The organism is Pseudomonas sp. 29 (genome assembly GCF_002754355.1).
Lineage (GTDB): Bacteria > Pseudomonadota > Gammaproteobacteria > Pseudomonadales > Pseudomonadaceae > Aquipseudomonas > Aquipseudomonas neuropathica.
The window spans coordinates 4,047,678-4,064,139 of the sequence record NZ_PEEY01000001.1 but is presented as its reverse complement, the minus strand read 5'-3'; the positions used below and the strand labels follow the sequence as shown (position 1 = coordinate 4,064,139).

At 58.3% G+C, this 16,462-nt stretch carries 15 protein-coding genes; 6 read left to right on the top strand and 9 right to left on the bottom strand.

What is annotated here, in order from left to right:
* Position 1: 1 nt before the first annotated feature.
* The 3 genes from CLU80_RS18705 to CLU80_RS18695 all read right to left on the bottom strand — a co-directional run bounded on the left by CLU80_RS18705 (position 2) and on the right by CLU80_RS18695 (position 3,386).
* On the bottom strand, positions 2-1,096 hold the full coding sequence (locus CLU80_RS18705) for an amino acid ABC transporter permease (RefSeq protein WP_093436977.1): 1,095 nt from the start codon (positions 1,094-1,096) through the stop codon (positions 2-4).
* Between the two features lie 10 nt (positions 1,097-1,106).
* Positions 1,107-2,288 carry an amino acid ABC transporter permease gene (locus tag CLU80_RS18700; protein ID WP_099758062.1) on the bottom strand — a complete coding sequence of 394 codons (1,182 nt, stop codon included), beginning with the start codon at positions 2,286-2,288 and terminating at the stop codon, positions 1,107-1,109.
* A 66-nt stretch (positions 2,289-2,354) separates the two neighbouring features.
* Positions 2,355-3,386, bottom strand: a complete 1,032-nt coding sequence (locus CLU80_RS18695; RefSeq protein ID WP_095050968.1) for an amino acid ABC transporter substrate-binding protein — start codon at positions 3,384-3,386, stop codon at positions 2,355-2,357.
* A 467-nt stretch (positions 3,387-3,853) separates the two neighbouring features.
* Between CLU80_RS18695 and CLU80_RS18690 the strand changes: the two genes are divergently transcribed.
* The 5 genes from CLU80_RS18690 (at position 3,854) to CLU80_RS18665 (ending at position 9,167) form a co-directional block, all read left to right on the top strand.
* Entirely contained in the window at positions 3,854-4,510 is a 657-nt protein-coding gene (locus CLU80_RS18690) for an alpha/beta hydrolase (protein ID WP_093436986.1), read from the top strand.
* 97 nt (positions 4,511-4,607) lie between these two features.
* A complete protein-coding gene (gene rhlB / locus CLU80_RS18685) occupies positions 4,608-6,086 on the top strand; it encodes an ATP-dependent RNA helicase RhlB (RefSeq protein WP_093436990.1) in 1,479 nt (492 codons plus the stop codon).
* Between the two features lie 136 nt (positions 6,087-6,222).
* Complete coding sequence (locus CLU80_RS18680; protein WP_099758061.1) at positions 6,223-7,173, top strand: ornithine cyclodeaminase family protein; 951 nt, start codon at positions 6,223-6,225, stop codon at positions 7,171-7,173.
* Positions 7,174-7,321: 148 nt separating this feature from the next.
* Complete coding sequence (locus CLU80_RS18670; RefSeq protein WP_099758060.1) at positions 7,322-8,449, top strand: NAD(P)/FAD-dependent oxidoreductase; 1,128 nt, start codon at positions 7,322-7,324, stop codon at positions 8,447-8,449.
* Between the two features lie 91 nt (positions 8,450-8,540).
* Positions 8,541-9,167 carry a helix-turn-helix transcriptional regulator gene (locus CLU80_RS18665; protein ID WP_093437003.1) on the top strand — a complete coding sequence of 209 codons (627 nt, stop codon included), beginning with the start codon at positions 8,541-8,543 and terminating at the stop codon, positions 9,165-9,167.
* A 100-nt stretch (positions 9,168-9,267) separates the two neighbouring features.
* Here the strand turns inward: CLU80_RS18665 and aotJ are convergent, their stop codons facing one another.
* From aotJ to CLU80_RS18625, 6 genes are all read right to left on the bottom strand, one after another.
* The gene (aotJ, locus tag CLU80_RS18660) at positions 9,268-10,044 is read right to left on the bottom strand and encodes an L-arginine-binding protein AotJ (protein ID WP_093437010.1); all 777 of its coding nucleotides are present in this window, start codon (positions 10,042-10,044) and stop codon (positions 9,268-9,270) included.
* A gap of 285 nt (positions 10,045-10,329) precedes the next feature.
* Complete coding sequence (gene moaE / locus CLU80_RS18650) at positions 10,330-10,782, bottom strand: molybdopterin synthase catalytic subunit MoaE (protein WP_007914312.1); 453 nt, start codon at positions 10,780-10,782, stop codon at positions 10,330-10,332.
* A gap of 3 nt (positions 10,783-10,785) precedes the next feature.
* Positions 10,786-11,028, bottom strand: coding sequence for a MoaD/ThiS family protein (locus tag CLU80_RS18645; protein WP_093437018.1), 243 nt, complete (start codon positions 11,026-11,028; stop codon positions 10,786-10,788).
* On the bottom strand, positions 11,025-11,498 hold the full coding sequence (gene moaC, locus CLU80_RS18640) for a cyclic pyranopterin monophosphate synthase MoaC (protein WP_093437022.1): 474 nt from the start codon (positions 11,496-11,498) through the stop codon (positions 11,025-11,027). The genes CLU80_RS18645 and moaC overlap by 4 nt, the downstream gene beginning before the upstream one ends.
* A 240-nt stretch (positions 11,499-11,738) precedes the next feature.
* Positions 11,739-13,133, bottom strand: coding sequence for a PhoH family protein (locus tag CLU80_RS18630; RefSeq protein ID WP_007914309.1), 1,395 nt, complete (start codon positions 13,131-13,133; stop codon positions 11,739-11,741).
* A 337-nt stretch (positions 13,134-13,470) separates the two neighbouring features.
* Positions 13,471-14,610, bottom strand: coding sequence for a polysaccharide deacetylase family protein (locus CLU80_RS18625; protein ID WP_437182478.1), 1,140 nt, complete (start codon positions 14,608-14,610; stop codon positions 13,471-13,473).
* A gap of 313 nt (positions 14,611-14,923) precedes the next feature.
* Between CLU80_RS18625 and yaaA the strand changes: the two genes are divergently transcribed.
* Positions 14,924-15,703 carry a peroxide stress protein YaaA gene (gene yaaA / locus CLU80_RS18620; RefSeq protein WP_099758057.1) on the top strand — a complete coding sequence of 260 codons (780 nt, stop codon included), beginning with the start codon at positions 14,924-14,926 and terminating at the stop codon, positions 15,701-15,703.
* Positions 15,704-16,462: the final 759 nt, after the last annotated feature.

Below are 16,462 nucleotides of genomic sequence, written 5' to 3'. Positions count from 1 at the left end.
CCTAACGCTTGTGGCCAGTGTCGAGCTTGCGTTCCAGATGCATGGAATAGCGCGACATACCAAAACAGAAAATCCAGAACACCAGGGCGGCGAACACGTAGCCTTCGGTGGCCATGCCCAGCCACTTCGGATCGGCAGCGGCTTGTTTGACGCTGTTGAGCAGGTCAAACAGGCCGATGATGATCACCAGGCTGGTGTCCTTGAACAGCGCAATGAAGGTGTTGACGATGCCGGGGATCACCAGCTTCAGGGCTTGCGGCAGAATCACCAAACCCATCGAACGCCAGTAACCGAGGCCCATCGCCGCGGCCGCTTCGTACTGACCTTTAGGGATCGCTTGCAGACCGCCACGCACCACTTCGGCCACATAGGCCGACTGGAACAGGATCACGCCGATCAGTGCCCGCAGCAGTTTGTCGAAGTTCATGCCTTCAGGCAGGAACAGCGGCAGCATCACCGAGGACATGAACAGCACAGTGATCAACGGCACGCCGCGCCAGAACTCGATGAAGGTCACGCAGACCACACGAATCGCCGGCATGTTCGAACGACGGCCCAGCGCCAGCACAATCCCCAGCGGCAACGCACCGGCGATACCGACAGTGGCGATAACCAGGGTCAGCATCAGGCCGCCCCACTGGCTGGTCGCCACATTGCTCAGACCAAAACCGCCGTGCAGCAAGGTGAAGGCAATGATCGGATACAGCACCAGAAAGCTCAGCCCGTAGATCGCTTTACGCGGCACACGCGAGATGAACAATGGCGCCGCGCCGATCACCGCCAGCCACACGGTCAGGTCGACGCGCCAGCGCAGCTCCGTCGGGTAGTAGCCGTACATGAACTGGCCAAAACGCTGCTGAATGAACACCCAGCAGGCGCCCTCCTTGGTGCAGTCGGCGCGAGTGGTGCCGACCCAGTTGGCATCGACAATCGCCCAACTGAGGATCGGTGGCACCACCAGGTAGATCAGGTAGAACGCAAACAGGGTCAGCAGGGTGTTGAGCCAGCTGGAGAACATGTTCGCGCGCATCCACGCCACCACGCCGATGCTGCTGTTCGGTGGGGGCATGTCGGGTTTGAAAGTATGAGTACTCATGCGCTTTTCCTTACCGCTCGATCAGCGCAATGCGCTTGTTGTACCAGTTCATCAGCAGGGAAATGCTGATACTGATCGCCAGGTACACGCTCATCGTGATGGCAATCACTTCGATGGCTTGACCGGTCTGGTTGAGCACGGTGCCGGCGAACAGCGACACCATTTCCGGGTAACCGATACCGGCCGCCAGCGAGGAGTTCTTCGCCAGATTGAGGTATTGGCTGGTCAGGGGCGGAATGATCACGCGCAGGGCTTGCGGAATGATCACCTTGCGCAGCGTCGGGCCGTTGCGCAGGCCGAGCGAGCGCGCCGCTTCTGTCTGGCCATGGCTGACCGATTTGATGCCCGAACGCACGATCTCGGCGATAAACGCCGCGGTGTACACGGTCAGGGCCAGGGTCAAGGCGAGCAGTTCCGGGATCAGCACCCAGCCGCCAACAAAGTTAAAGCCTTTGAGTTCAGGCATTTCCCAGTGCAGCGGAGCGCCGAAGATCAGTGCGCACAAGGTCGGGATCACCAGCAGAATCGCCAGGCCCACCCAGAACTTGTGGAACGGCACGCCGGTTTCTTCAAAGCGCTTGTTGGCCCAGCGGCACATCAGCACGATGCCGACGATGGCCACCACGATGCTGATCACGAACGCCCAGAAACCATCAGCGGCCAACGCGGCCGGCATGTTCAGGCCTCGGCTGCTGACGAAGAAGGTGTCACCGAAGTTATGACTGTTGCGCGGTCCCGGCATGGTCAGGAATACCGCGAAGTACCAGAACAGGATTTGCAGCAGCGGCGGAATGTTGCGGAACACTTCCACATATACAGTCGCCAGTTTGCTGATGATCCAGTTCTGCGACAGCCGTGCCACACCGATGATGAAACCGAGGATCGTCGCTAGAACCACGCCGATCACGGTCACCAACAGGGTGTTGAGCAGACCGATAACAAAGACGCGGGCATAGCTGTCCGCTTCGGTGTAGTCGATCAGGTGTTGAGCGATGCCGAATCCGGCACTGCGCTCCAGAAAGCCGAAACCGGAAGTAATGCCCCGGTGCTGAAGGTTGGTTTGCGTGTTGTCGAACAAGTACCAGCCCAGCGAGACCACCGCCACAACGGTGATGATCTGGAATAGCCACGCACGCACTCGTGGATCGCTGAGGCTGAGCCTCTGCTTTGGTGCGCCGATTGAATTTTGCATGAAGTGCCCCGGAAGAAATGGAACAAGAACATCACCCGGCGGTTGGCCCGCCGGGTGATAGAACCATTAGCGCACTGGTGGTGCGTACTGAATGCCGCCGTTGTTCCACAGGGCGTTCAAGCCGCGGTCAATTTCCAGCGGAGTGCTCTTGCCGAGGTTTTTCTCGAAGATTTCGCCGTAGTTGCCGACTTGTTTGACGATCTGCACAACCCAGTCTTTCGGCAGTTTCAGGTCTTTGCCGTACTCGCCGTCAGCGCCGAGCATACGGGCAACGTCCGGGTTCTTGGTCGACTTGGCTTCGGCTTCGACGTTCTTCGAAGTGATACCGGCTTCTTCAGCATTGAGCAGCGCGTAGCCAACCCAGCGCACGATGGCCAGCCACTCATCATCACCGTTACGTACGACCGGGCCCAGCGGTTCTTTGGAAATGGTTTCCGGCAGAACCACGTAGTCCTTCGGCGAGGCCAGCTTGGAGCGCTGGGCGAACAGTTGGGACTTGTCGGAGGTCAGCACGTCGCAACGACCGGATTCCAGCGACTTGGCGCTTTCATCGGAGGTGTCGAAGGTGATCGGGGTGTATTTCAGACCGTTGCCACGGAAGTAGTCGGAAACGTTCAGCTCGGTGGTGGTACCGGCCTGGATGCAGATGGTTGCACCGTCCAGCTCTTTGGCACTTTTCACGCCCAGCTTGTTGTTAACCAGGAAACCGATGCCGTCGTAGTAGGTAATGAAGCCCGGGAATTTCAGGCCCATGCCCGCGTCACGCGAACTGGTCATGGTGGTGTTGCGCGACAGGATGTCGATCTCGCCCGATTGCAGCGCGGTGAAGCGCTCTTTGGCGTTCAACTGACTGAATTTGACCTTGGTCGCGTCGCCGAATACGGCAGCGGCCACAGCGCGGCAGACGTCAGCGTCGATCCCGAGGATCTTGCCGGTTGCGTCCGGTACCGAGAAGCCCGGCAGACCGTCGCTCACGCCACACTGCACGAAACCTTTCTTCTGCACGGCATCCAGGGTTGCACCCGCCTGAGCGAACCCGCTGACGCCGAGAACTGTTGCTGCAGTCACGATCGCCAGAGTGGATTTCAACATCTTCATTCAAACCTCCAGTTTTGCTCTTGTTGTGTCGGAGCTTGAGTCCAGTCGCACCCTTTTGAGGCGTTGTTGACCCGTGTTGGCTTTTTTTGGGGTCAACCGACGTAAGACCTTCGCTATGAGTCTAGTAGGAGAAAATCCACATCATGGACAACTCACTTCTCACCAATCGGCCGAACGGGCTGTAGCCCTTTCACATTCGCTAAGCCCGTAGCGGCCATTGGCGAACATCCATCACCGGATTCTTTGCAATCCCGTCGCGGGTCGTACACTGATAGTGTTACCGCCCACGCAAGATCGGTTGCACGGTTCAAGCCATAGCAAAGCCCGTACCACACCGCTCGCCGAATCGATTCGGCGACAGGTCAATAGCAAAACTTGTAACCTTGCGACATCTTCTTAACGGATCAACCGGACGCGCACTCGAACCACGCACTTAATGAGAGCGCCCGCACATTTTTGGAGCAGACATGACCGAGCCCTTGATTCTTCAGCCTGTTAAGCCCGCAGACGCCTGCGTGATCTGGCTGCACGGCCTCGGCGCCGACCGTTACGACTTCCTGCCGGTGGCCGAGGCATTGCAGGAAAGCCTGCTGAGCACGCGCTTCGTGTTGCCACAGGCGCCAACTCGTCCAGTGACGATAAATGGCGGATATGCCATGCCAAGCTGGTACGACATCAAAGCCATGAGCCCGGCACGCGCGATCGATCGTGATGAGCTGGAAGCGTCGGCGGATCGCATCATTGAATTGATCGAAAACGAGCGCGCCAGCGGAATAGACGCCTCGCGAATTTTTCTCGCCGGGTTTTCCCAGGGTGGCGCGGTGGTGTTGCACACTGCATTTGTGAAATGGCAGGGGCCATTGGGCGGCGTGCTGGCGTTGTCGACATATGCGCCGACCTTCAGTGATGAGATGGAGCTGTCAGCCAGTCAGCAGCGGATCCCCGCGATATGCCTGCACGGCCAGTTCGATGGCGTGGTGCAAAACTCGATGGGGCGCAGTGCTTATGAGCATTTGGTGAAGCATGGTGTCACCGTGACATGGCAGGAATACCCAATGGAGCACGAAGTGTTACCCGAGGAAATTCGCGACATCGGTACCTGGTTGAGCGAACGTTTGCGCTAAGCGTCGAGATTAAAACCGCCCTTTGATCCCTCCCACTACGCCGCGCCCGTTTCTTGCATTACACTGGCCGGCGTACATTCCTTAACCAATTGATGAGATGACCGTGCTCAAAGCACTCAAGAAGATGTTCGGTAAAAGCGAGGCTGAGCAGCTCGCGCCAGTTCCCAGTGCGCCGTCGCACGCCCCCGGTCATCGCAACGATGCGCCACAGGCCGAGCGCCCCGCTCACGTAGCGGCACCGAAGGCAGAACCACAACCTGCACCGGCCGCGCCAATCGCCGCCGAACCTGCCCGCAGCGAAGCGCCGAAACCGGCCAGACCGCGCCGCGAACCGAAGCCCAAGGCACCGGTTATTCCGTGGAAACTCGAGGATTTCGTCGTCGAGCCACAGGAAGGCAAAACCCGCTTCCACGACTTCAAGCTGTCTCCAGAACTGATGCACGCCATCCAGGATCTGGGTTTTCCGTACTGCACGCCGATTCAGGCGCAGGTGCTGGGTTACACCCTCGCCGGCAAAGACGCCATTGGCCGTGCGCAGACCGGCACCGGTAAAACCGCCGCGTTCCTGATCTCGATCATCACCCAACTGCTGCAGACCCCGCCGCCGAAAGAACGCTACATGGGCGAACCTCGTGCGCTGATCATCGCGCCGACCCGTGAGCTGGTGGTACAAATCGCCAAGGACGCCGCTGACCTGACCAAGTACACCGGCCTCAACGTCATGACGTTTGTTGGCGGCATGGACTTTGACAAGCAGCTCAAGCACCTCGAAGCGCGTCACTGCGACATCCTCGTCGCCACACCCGGCCGTCTGCTCGACTTCAACCAGCGTGGCGACGTGCACCTGGACATGGTCGAAGTGATGGTGCTGGACGAAGCCGACCGCATGCTCGACATGGGATTCATCCCGCAGGTACGTCAGATCATTCGCCAGACGCCACCGAAGTCCGAACGCCAGACCTTGCTGTTTTCCGCGACCTTCACCGAAGACGTGATGAACCTCGCCAAGCAGTGGACCACTGACCCTGCGATCGTCGAAATCGAAATCACCAACGTTGCCAACGAAAACGTCGAGCAGCACATCTATGCGGTGGCCGGTGCCGACAAGTACAAACTGCTCTACAACCTGGTCAACGATAACGGCTGGGAACGCGTGATCGTGTTTGCCAACCGCAAGGACGAAGTGCGCCGCATCGAAGAACGCCTGGTGCGCGATGGCATCAACGCCGCGCAACTGTCCGGCGATGTGCCGCAGCACAAACGCATCAAGACCCTGGAGGGTTTCCGCGAAGGCAAGATTCGCGTACTGGTCGCCACTGATGTGGCCGGTCGCGGCATCCACATCGACGGCATCAGCCACGTGATCAACTTCACCCTGCCGGAAGTCCCGGACGACTACGTGCACCGCATCGGTCGTACCGGTCGTGCCGGCGCCGACGGTGTGTCGATCAGCTTCGCCGGTGAGGACGACTCCTACCAGTTGCCGTCCATCGAAGAGAAGCTCGGTCGCAAGATCAGCTGTGAAACGCCGCCGACGCATCTGTTGCGCGCGGTTGAGCGCAAGCGTCCGCAGTAAACGACGTTTAAAAGAAAAGCGCAGCCGGCAACGGACTGCGCTTTTTTTTCGCCCGGTGTTTCATCAGGTGCTTGCGAGAGAAAACTAAAAGTCCATAATGGACAAATAAGTTTATCTTTCATCTTTGGAGCCTGATATGTCCAGTACGCCCTACGTGATCGACCAGCATCAGGCCCGTGAGCTGCTGGCGCGCATTGATGTGCCGCAAATCCTGCGCAAGCTGTTCCGTGATCTTGCGGCGGGTAACGCCGTACAACCGGCGCAGCAACTGGTGGAATTTCCGCAAGGTGCCGGCGACTTCATCAATTATCTGGGCGTGCTGGCCGAAGACGGCGTGTACGGCGTGAAGACCTCGCCGTATATCGTTCGCGAGCAAGGTGCGCTGGTGACGGCATGGACCTTGTTGATGTCGATGAAAACCGGTCAACCGCTGCTGCTCTGCGATGCCGCTGAACTGACCACCGCGCGCACCGCCGCGACCACGGCTGTGGCGGTCGACACCCTCGCTCCGACAAACGCCACGCGACTGGCAATCATCGGGAGTGGCAAGGTTGCGCAGGCGCATCTGCACTATGTGAAAGGTCTGCGCGACTGGCAGAACATCAGCCTGTATTCGCCAAGCCTGTCCGCCGACGCTCAAACCAAGGCACTGTTGAAAGCCATCACTCCCAACCTGAGGATCGTTGACAGCCGTGAAGCCGCCCTCGTCGAGGCGGACGTGATCATGCTGTGCACCTCGTCCGCCGGCCCGGTGATCGATCCGGCCGCGCTGAGCAAACCAGCCCTGATCACCTCGATCAGCACCAACGCCCCGCGTGCCCATGAAGTGCCGCCGCAGAGCCTCAACGACATGCAGGTGTTCTGCGACTATCGTCTGACCACGCCGGGTTCGGCAGGTGAGATGCTGATTGCCAGTGAACAGCATGGCTGGAGCAAGGATTCGATTGTCGGCGACCTCGCCGACTTGCTCAGCGAGAAAGTGCAGCGCCCCGATTACGATCGTCATGTGTTCTTCCGTTCAATTGGCCTCGGCCTGGAAGACATCGCCCTCGCCAATGCGATTTATCTCCTCCATCACCAGAATTAAGCCTGATGCAATCCATGTGGGAGCGAGCTTGCTCGCGAATGCGGTCTGACATTCACCGAATGTGTTGACTGATAGATCGCTTTCGCGAGCAAGCTCGCTCCCACAGGGATTGCGTGTATTTTCATATTTCGAGCATCAGGAGACCTACATGAGCCAGGCAGATTTCATCATCATCGGCGGCGGGATTGCCGGCGCATCCACCGGTTTCTGGCTGTCGCCGCACGGCAAAGTGATCGTGCTCGAACGTGAATCCCACCCGGCCTATCACTCCACCGGGCGCTCCGCCGCGCTGTTTACCGCCGCGTACGGCACGCCACAAGTTCGCGCGCTGACCCAGGCCAGCCGGGCGTTTTTTGACCACCCGCCAGCCGGTTTCTGCGAACACCCACTGCTCACCCCACGCGGTGAAATGACCGTGGATTTCACCGGTGATGCCGCCGAACTCAACAACCAATATCTCAGCGCCAAAGCCACCGTGCCGCAGATGCAACTGCTCAGCGCCGACGAAGCCTGCGCGCGACTGCCGATCCTGCGCCGGGAAAAAGTCCATGGCGCGATCTATGACCCGAGCGCCAGCGACATCGATACTGACGCCTTGCATCAGGGCTACCTGCGCGGGATTCGCCGCAACAACGGCGAATTGCACACCGATTGCGAAGTGCTAGGCCTCAGTCGCGATGCCGAGGGCCGCTGGAGTGTTCAGACCAACGGCCAGACGTTCAGCGCGCCAGTGATCATCAACGCCGCCGGCGCCTGGGCCGACAAGATCGGCACACTGGCCGGCGCCCAACCGCTGGGCCTGCAACCGAAGCGCCGCGCCGCGTTCATTTTCGCCGGGCCGGAAGGCGTCGACATTCATCACTGGCCGATGCTGGTCAGCCTCGACGAATCCTTCTATATGAAGCCCGACGCCGGCATGTTTCTCGGCTCGCCCGCCAACGCCGACCCGGTCGAGCCTCACGATGTGCAGCCGGAAGAACTGGACATCGCCATGGGCATCTACCAGATCGAAGAGGCCACCACGCTGACCATCCGCCGTCCGACGCGTACGTGGGCCGGCCTGCGCAGCTTCGTCGCCGACGGTGATTTGCTCAGTGGCTTCGATCAGCAGGTGCCGGGGCTGTTCTGGGTGGCGGCGCAGGGTGGTTACGGCATTCAGACTTCCCCGGCGATGGGCCAGGCCAGCGCGGCGTTGGTACGCGGCGAGCCGTTGCCCGAGCACTTGCAGCAGTTCGGGCTGGACAGCGCCATGCTCGCCCCCGCTCGCCTCGCCTGATTGTCCACGGATGACGCGCCCAACGGATTGCGGCACACTCGCAACGCCTCCTGATCACGGGGGCGTTGACGCTGCCTGGAGCTCCACTGTCATGACTGCCCCTGAATTCGACCCGGCGCTGGATAACTTCCGCGCTGTTGCCGACGCCATCGCCACGCTGTTCTTTCCCCACGCCGAAGTGGTGCTGCACGACCTGCGCACGCAAAAGGTCGACTACATCGCCAACAACCTGTCCAAGCGCGAGATCGGCGACGACTCGTCACTGGAGGACATGCTCAGCGAGGATGTCAGCGACCGCAATATCGGCCCGTACGAAAAGCTCAATTGGGATGGCCAGAAGATTCGCAGCCTGAGCACCGTGCTGCGCGACAGCGAAGGCCGGCCACTGGCGGTGTTGTGCATCAACCTGAATATTTCGCTGTTCGAGAATGCCAAGGCCGCGCTAGACCTGTTCCTCTCACCGAGCAAGCTGATCCCGCAACCGGACTCACTGTTTCGCGATGACTGGCAGGAACGCATCAACACCTTCCTCCACGCCTGGCTGCGTGAGCGGCAACTAAGCCTGAATGTGCTGACCCGCGATCACAAACGTGAACTGGTGCTGGCGCTGCACGCCGAGGGCGCGTTCAAGGGCAAGAGCGCCTCGAATTATGTGGCCAACGTGCTGAACATGGGGCGGGCGACGGTGTACAAGCATTTGAAGGAATTGAAGGGCTAGAGATTTGCGGTGATTTCTCTGACGCCATCGCGAGCAGGCTCACTCCTACAGGTGAACGCATTCCAAATGTAGGAGTGAGCCTGCTCGCGAAAGCGGTAGATCAGTCGCCGTAAATGTCGGACTTGAAATACTTCTCGGAAATCTTCTGGTACTCGCCACTCGCGCGAATGCCATCGATGGCGCCATTCAACTGGCTGACCAGTTCAGTATTGCCCTTGCGCACCGCAATTCCCGCGCCCTCGCCCACGTACTTCGGATCCTTCAACTCAGGCCCGACAAACGCATAACCCTTGCCACGCGGCATCGACAAAAAGTCATTCAGCGGAATGGTGTCGGCAAAAATCGCATCAAGCCGCCCCGCTGCCAGGTCCATGTAGATTTCTTCGTTGTTGCTGTAGCGCTTGACGTTAATGCCCTTCGGCTCGAACACCTCGGTGGCATAACGATCGGTGGTGGTCGCGCGCTGCACGCCGACGTTCTTGCCCTTGAGGCTGGCGTATTGATCGTCGACCGTGGCGCCTTCCTTCATCACTAGGCGCGACGAGGTGAAGTAGTACTTATGGGTGAAATCCACCGACTTCTTGCGGTCTTCGTTGATGGTCATCGAGGACAACGCCATGTCGATCTTTTTCACTTTCAGCGAAGGAATCAGACCGTCGAACTCACCTTCGACCCACACACACTTGACCTTCATCTGCGCACACAGGGCATTGCCGATGTCGTAGTCGAAACCGACGATTTCGCCTTTGTCGGTTTTCGACGCAAATGGCGGGTAAGCGGCTTCGATACCGATGCGCAGGGTTTGCTCGGCGGCGAACACGCTGGCTGAGGCCAACAGGCTGAGGGCCAGACCGGTGATGAGGGGGAGTTTCTTCATGTTCGTTCTCTCGCGGGGTTGTTGTTGGTTTGGCAAGATGAAGAAGAGCAGCTGCTAGCGGGGAGCTACGAGCGGCAAGACTGAAACTTTTTTGTACTTGGAAATCCATATTGGACTTATAGGTACAAGCAGTCAATCCGCGAGAAGAGAGTGTCTGCGAGGTTTTTGCTGTTACAGATGGCCCCTTCGCGAGCAAGCTCGCTCCCACATTGGATTTGTGAACGACACAGATCCAATGTGGGAGCGAGCTTGCTCGCGAAGGCGTACTGAGGGACGTTACAGGAATTACTTTTTCCAGCGATCCGCCGCTGCATGATCACTGTCGCGCCCCTCAACCCAACGCGGGCCATCACTGGTGTTTTCTTTCTTCCAGAACGGCGCGCGGGTTTTCAGGTAGTCCATGACGAATGCGCAGGCATCGAAGGCGGCCTGGCGATGGGCGCTGGCGGCGCCGACAAACACGATGGGTTCGCCCGGCTCCAATGCGCCGATGCGGTGCAGCACTTCCAGTTTCAGCAACGGCCAGCGCTGTTCGGCTTCGCTGGCGATTTTGCCGAGGGCTTTTTCGGTCATGCCCGGATAGTGTTCGAGGAACATCCCCGCTACATCGAGGCCGTCGTTAAAGTCGCGCACGTAGCCGACAAAACTCACCACCGCGCCGACGCCGACATTGGCCGCATGCATCGCGTTGACTTCAGCGCCCGGATCGAACGGCGTGGCCTGCACGCGAATCGCCATGGATCAGCCCCCGGTCACGGTAGGGAAAAACGCCACTTCGTCGCCATCGACCACCGGCTCATCGAGTTGGCAGAGGTCTTCGTTGCGTGCGCACATCAGGTTCTGCTCGCTCAACACCTCGGCGCCGTCACGTTGCGCGAGCAATGCGCGAACGTCCTCGACGGTGGCGAAATCACCTTCAATTCTTACCGAATCCACGCCCAGCGCTTCGCGGTAACGGGCAAAAAACTTCACGGTCAGGTTCATGGCTGCTCCGCCTGAAAGTGCCCGCTCTTGCCACCGACCTTCTCCAGCAGACGCACGCTTTCAATGGTCATGCCGCGATCGACGGCTTTACACATGTCGTAAATGGTCAGGGCGGCAACACTGGCAGCGGTCAACGCTTCCATCTCAACGCCGGTCTGCCCGGACAGCTTGCAGCGGGCAACGATGCGCACGGTGTCGTCGCCATCAGCACTGAGTTCGACTTTGACGCCGGTGAGCATCAGCGGATGGCACAGGGGAATCAGATCACTGGTTTTCTTCGCCGCTTGAATGCCGGCAATGCGCGCCACGGCGAACACGTCACCCTTGGGATGGCCGCCGCTGACGATCATCTGCAGCGTTTCGGGGAGCATGCGCACCAGCGCTTGGGCCGTCGCTTCACGGAACGTCACGGCTTTTTCGGTGACGTCGACCATGTTGGCGCGACCTTGGGAATCGAGATGAGTCAGCACGGGATTACTCCTGATCAGGAGCGACGATTGTAAACCTGCGGGTCAAATTTCCGCATCATTGATTATGAAATCACCGTTGCACCCTGTGGGAGCGAGCTTGCTCGCGAAGGCGGTGCATCAGGCTACATCTATGGTGACTGGCATACCGCATTCGCGAGCAAGCTCGCTCCCACATTTGGATTTGTGTCCAGGCATAAAAAAACCGGGCGGCTGGTGGGCCGCCCGGTTTGGGGTGAAGGGTTACAGATGCGATTCGGCGTATTCAGCCAGAATCGAACGAGGCACCCCTTGCAGGGTGATGTGCACACCGTTGGGGAAATCCTTGAAGCGTTCGGTCAGGTAGGTCAGCCCGGAACTGGTCGCGGACAGGTAAGGGGTGTCGATTTGTGCGAGGTTGCCCAGGCACACCACTTTGGAACCGGCGCCGGCCCGGGTGATGATGGTTTTCATCTGATGCGGCGTGAGGTTCTGGCATTCGTCGATCAGGATCAGGCTCTGCTGGAAGCTGCGCCCGCGAATGTAGTTGAGCGATTTGAACTGCAACGGCACTTTGCTGAGGATGTAATCGACGCTGCCATGGGTGTTTTCGTCATCCATGTGCAAGGCTTCGAGGTTGTCGGTGATGGCGCCCAGCCACGGCTCCATTTTTTCCGCTTCGGTGCCGGGCAGGAAGCCGATTTCCTGGTCCAGGCCCTGCACGCTGCGGGTCGCAATGATGCGGCGATAACGCTTGCTGACCATGGTCTGCTCGATCGCCGCGGCCAGAGCCAGAATGGTTTTACCGGAACCGGCGGCACCCGACAGGTTGACCAGATGAATGTCCGGATCGAGCAGCGCGTAAAGCGCCAGACTCTGATAGATGTCGCGTGGTTTCAGCCCCCAGGCCTCTTGATGCAGCAGCGGTTCCTGATGCAGGTCGAGGATCAGCAGCTTGGCCTCGTCGATCTCCTTGATCCAGCCGACAAAGCCCTGTTCGTCGATGATGAACTCGTTGATGTGCACCGCCGGCAGGTTGTCGATCAGTTGCACTTGGTGCCAGGTGCGGCCGTGATCCTGGCGGGTGTCGACCTTGCTCACGCGGTCCCAGAAAGAGCCGGTCATGTTGTGATAGCCGTTGGGCAGCAGGGACACGTCATCGACCAGTTGGTCGGTGCTGTAATCCTCGGCATCGATGCCACAGGCGCGCGCCTTGAGGCGCATGTTGATGTCTTTGGTGACCAGCACCACAGGCTTTTTCGGATCGCGGGTGTGCAAATCGATCAGTTGGTTGATGATTTTATTGTCGTTCAGATGCTCGGGCAGAATCAGATTCGATTCGGCCTGTTTGCTCATCAGAATTGACAGCAAGCCCTTCGGCCCGCCTTTACCGCGCTGGATCGGCACACCCAGTTCGACGTCTTCAGGGGAAGCGTCGCCCAAGGTCTTGTCGATCAGCCGGATGGCCTGACGGCATTCGGCGGCAACGCTGTGATGCCCGCTCTTGAGCTTGTCCAGCTCTTCAAGCACGGTCATCGGGATCGCGACGTGGTGTTCTTCGAAATTCAGCAGGGCATTTGGATCGTGAATCAATACGTTGGTATCGAGTACATAAAGGATTGGCTGGTTGGAGGAAGGGCTACGTCCGTGATCATCCATACTCGGTCACCTTTGTCAGAGCCATTGGACGCAATACCTGAGCGGTGCTGCGCCTCGAAGTGACTGCCGAAATCTCACCTGCGGAGATTCAAGTGACTGCAAACAAACGGGTCTTGGAAGACGCCACCTGTGTTGCAGGTTTCGGCGGTCTGTCTTCGTAATACTCCAAAACCGATGACATAAAAAAGTACTTTGACGGTTTTTTTAAGTTTATTTTTCAGAGTGACGAAAAGCCCTTGGCGGACTGCCCAGACCCCGCTAAAGTCGGAAGTCCGCCTGCATCGAACTCTTCAAAAAAATCGCCCCAAGCCCAATGTTTCCGGGCTTTTTTCGTTTCTCAGCGAAAAGCGTCCTGACAGTCTTCCCAACCGATACCGCTCTGCGCGGTCTGCGTGATCAACCACGGTAACGAGGTCTTCACCGCGTCCTGTTTCATGTTGAAATTGATCACCCCGTGTCGCCACAGCAGCATCAGAGTCAGCACCCTCTGCGCGCTCGCTGCGCCCTTGAGTTTGCCGGCGCCGTCCTGGGCATCGATGTCCCACAGCGCCACTTGCAGGCCTTGTGTGTTGAAGAAACCTTGCGCATCGCTGCGGCGCTGCCCTTCCGGCGGACGAAACAGCGGCACGTAGTTTTCCGGCAACTTGTTCTTCACCAGATCTGCGCTGCGCCGCACCGAATCCTGCCAGTCCTGCCAGTGGCTGTGGGAGCGGAACTCCCAACCTTGAACGCCGACGCACTGTTTCGAGAACTCTGCTTGCAGGCTGCTCACCGAGCGATCAGCCAGTCGCGCCTGAATATCCTTGCCCAGCACGAAGAACGTGCCGCTCAGGTTCGATTTGCGTAGGTATTCGGTGAGCCAGCCGGTGTTGTCCGGTTGCAGATTGGCGGCACTGTCGAAGGTCAGCAGGAACAGCCGGTCGTGCATCGCGTCGCCGTTGCGCTCGTAGTCACCGAAACGATCGAATTCGTTGCTGCTCTGCGGCGACAACGCGGCCTTGCGCAACAACTCGTCGAGGTACTGCACATGGAAGATCCGGCTCGGCTCGGCCCACTTGGTGTAATAACTGTCGTCACTGACGACGAACTTGGCGGCTTGCTCGCGCAGCGTTGGCAAGTCTTCTACAAGGAAGCAGAACGAGGCGTCCTGATCGCAGCTTTGCTGGGCGAAGTTGTAGTTGGCCAGCAGGCGCGGCCAGAGGCGTTGGCGCAGAATGTTGACCGCATCGATATTGACCGTGCGCAAGCCTAGACGCTGCGCCAGAGCGGCCTCGTCCATCGACTCGGTGCCCAGCAGGACACGGGCGAACATCAGGATTTCCGCCCGTGACGCCACGTCAAACAGGGTCGGGTTGCTAAGCTGCTCCGGCCAGGTGCTGCGATCCAGCGTCGCCACATCGCCCGGCGCCGCGACGGCACCGAAGCTCAACAGCCACGCGGTGAATAAAAGAACAATGCGCAAAAGGGATGTCTCCATAACAAAACCCGCGCGGCACTATAGCTGATGTGCAAGGCTGAAGGACGCCGCCCTCACCCCAGCCCTCTCCCGGGGGGAGAAGGAGCTGACCTTCATTGATTTCAAAATTTGAGTTCAACTCGATAGATCATGTCGGCGTAAATCGACAGTACAACTCGGTCAGCCCCCTCTCCCTCCGGGAGAGGGCTGGGGTGAGGGAAAAATCCACCAGCCGTCGCAAATGCCGGAGCTTACTCATACCTATAACCCCCATAGCTGGAGTCAAATCGGACAACCCCCTAGAATCGCCCCCACGATTAAAGGAGACGACTTCATGCTGATGGTGATTTCCCCCGCCAAGACCCTCGATTACGAAACACCGCCGGCGACCCAGCGCTTCACTCAGCCGCAATACCTCGACCATTCCCAGGAACTGATCCAGCAACTGCGCGACCTGACGCCTGCGCAGATCAGCGAACTGATGCACGTGTCCGACAAAATCGGTGGGCTCAACGCCGCGCGCTTCGGCAGCTGGACGCCTGCCTTCACCCCGGAAAACGCCAAACAGGCACTGCTCGCGTTCAAGGGCGACGTCTACACCGGTCTCGACGCCCAGTCCTTCAGCGAAACCGATTTCGATTACGCGCAAAAACACCTGCGCATGCTCTCCGGTCTCTACGGGCTGCTGCGCCCGCTCGACCTGATGCAACCCTATCGTCTGGAAATGGGCACCAAACTGGCCAACGCCCGTGGCAAAGACCTGTACGCCTTCTGGGGTACGCGCATCAGCGAATGGCTCAATGAAGCGCTGGCCGATCAAGGCGACGACGTGCTGCTCAACCTCGCCTCCAATGAGTACTTTTCGGCAGTGAAACGCACAGCCCTGAACGCGCGGATCATCAACACCGAGTTCAAGGACCAGAAGAACGGTCAGTACAAGATCATCAGCTTCTACGCGAAAAAAGCCCGGGGCCTGATGAGCCGTTTCGTGATCCAGGAAAAGATCAACGATCCGGCCCAGCTCAAACAGTTCGATGTGCAGGGTTATCGCTACAGCGTCGAACAGTCGAAACCCGACAATCTGGTGTTTTTGCGCGACCACGCCCCGGAATAAAGCATGCCCAATGCACGACTCTTTGTATAAAGAGTCGTGCAGCTCGCACGATGTCAAAAAACCCTCGCACCATTTCGCCATTTTAATGGCGCCAGAAAAACCTCCCTGTCTTTTCTAAGATTAGTTTCACTCGACACTGATCATTTTTTTCAGTAGTGGCACCTAACTTTTTTCAGCGTAGTGGCACAAAACTATCTAACGTGATTTTTCGCCTGTTATTAAAGGTCGAAAACGAAAGTGCTATCAAATTGAGACTAGTGCCATCTCTGACAATATTTCAAGAAATTTCAGATTTCGCGATGAGCGGACAGGAACTTCGTCCGAATGCATAGCTCATACCACCGGTAACGATTCTCGCCGAGTTTGTACGAGATAACTTACGCAGAGCAGATAGCCATGTAACCAAGTTGTCACAGCAACTTGCCTAGATGACTAACTAGTCTCAAAACAGACGATGGACAGGAGATACGCACCATTTATATCCCCTACAAAGGCCATGGCCGCGCCCTAATAAACGTGCTCGCCTGAGCACCCAACCGCTTGATTTACGGGACTTTCATCCTGACATCGAGCGCGCAAGACGATTGCACAAGAGTCTTCTCCAAAGAGGATCGGCTGCATAACAGGGCAAGTCATAACAACAAGGCCTGGTTGCGCACATCTTGAGTGCACTTATTTAGACACTCGAAACTTAGTATGCCTGCACACGGCATTGTGGCGCCTGTGTGCCGCACTTTCGAGTGCACTAATGAACGCTGA

What these genes read in the sequence shown, in the direction of transcription:
- aotJ (WP_093437010.1), bottom strand. Translation starts at nt 10,044, where the DNA reads ATGAAGAAACTCCCCCTCATCACCGGTCTGGCCCTCAGCCTGTTGGCC.
- CLU80_RS18670 (WP_099758060.1), top strand. Translation starts at nt 7,322, where the DNA reads ATGAGCCAGGCAGATTTCATCATCATCGGCGGCGGGATTGCCGGCGCA.
- CLU80_RS18695 (WP_095050968.1), bottom strand. Translation starts at nt 3,386, where the DNA reads ATGAAGATGTTGAAATCCACTCTGGCGATCGTGACTGCAGCAACAGTT.
- CLU80_RS18665 (WP_093437003.1), top strand. Translation starts at nt 8,541, where the DNA reads ATGACTGCCCCTGAATTCGACCCGGCGCTGGATAACTTCCGCGCTGTT.
- yaaA (WP_099758057.1), top strand. Translation starts at nt 14,924, where the DNA reads ATGCTGATGGTGATTTCCCCCGCCAAGACCCTCGATTACGAAACACCG.
- CLU80_RS18645 (WP_093437018.1), bottom strand. Translation starts at nt 11,028, where the DNA reads ATGAACCTGACCGTGAAGTTTTTTGCCCGTTACCGCGAAGCGCTGGGC.
- CLU80_RS18705 (WP_093436977.1), bottom strand. Translation starts at nt 1,096, where the DNA reads ATGAGTACTCATACTTTCAAACCCGACATGCCCCCACCGAACAGCAGC.
- CLU80_RS18625 (WP_437182478.1), bottom strand. Translation starts at nt 14,610, where the DNA reads ATGGAGACATCCCTTTTGCGCATTGTTCTTTTATTCACCGCGTGGCTG.
- moaE (WP_007914312.1), bottom strand. Translation starts at nt 10,782, where the DNA reads ATGGCGATTCGCGTGCAGGCCACGCCGTTCGATCCGGGCGCTGAAGTC.
- CLU80_RS18700 (WP_099758062.1), bottom strand. Translation starts at nt 2,288, where the DNA reads ATGCAAAATTCAATCGGCGCACCAAAGCAGAGGCTCAGCCTCAGCGAT.
- CLU80_RS18630 (WP_007914309.1), bottom strand. Translation starts at nt 13,133, where the DNA reads ATGGATGATCACGGACGTAGCCCTTCCTCCAACCAGCCAATCCTTTAT.
- CLU80_RS18690 (WP_093436986.1), top strand. Translation starts at nt 3,854, where the DNA reads ATGACCGAGCCCTTGATTCTTCAGCCTGTTAAGCCCGCAGACGCCTGC.
- rhlB (WP_093436990.1), top strand. Translation starts at nt 4,608, where the DNA reads ATGACCGTGCTCAAAGCACTCAAGAAGATGTTCGGTAAAAGCGAGGCT.
- CLU80_RS18680 (WP_099758061.1), top strand. Translation starts at nt 6,223, where the DNA reads ATGTCCAGTACGCCCTACGTGATCGACCAGCATCAGGCCCGTGAGCTG.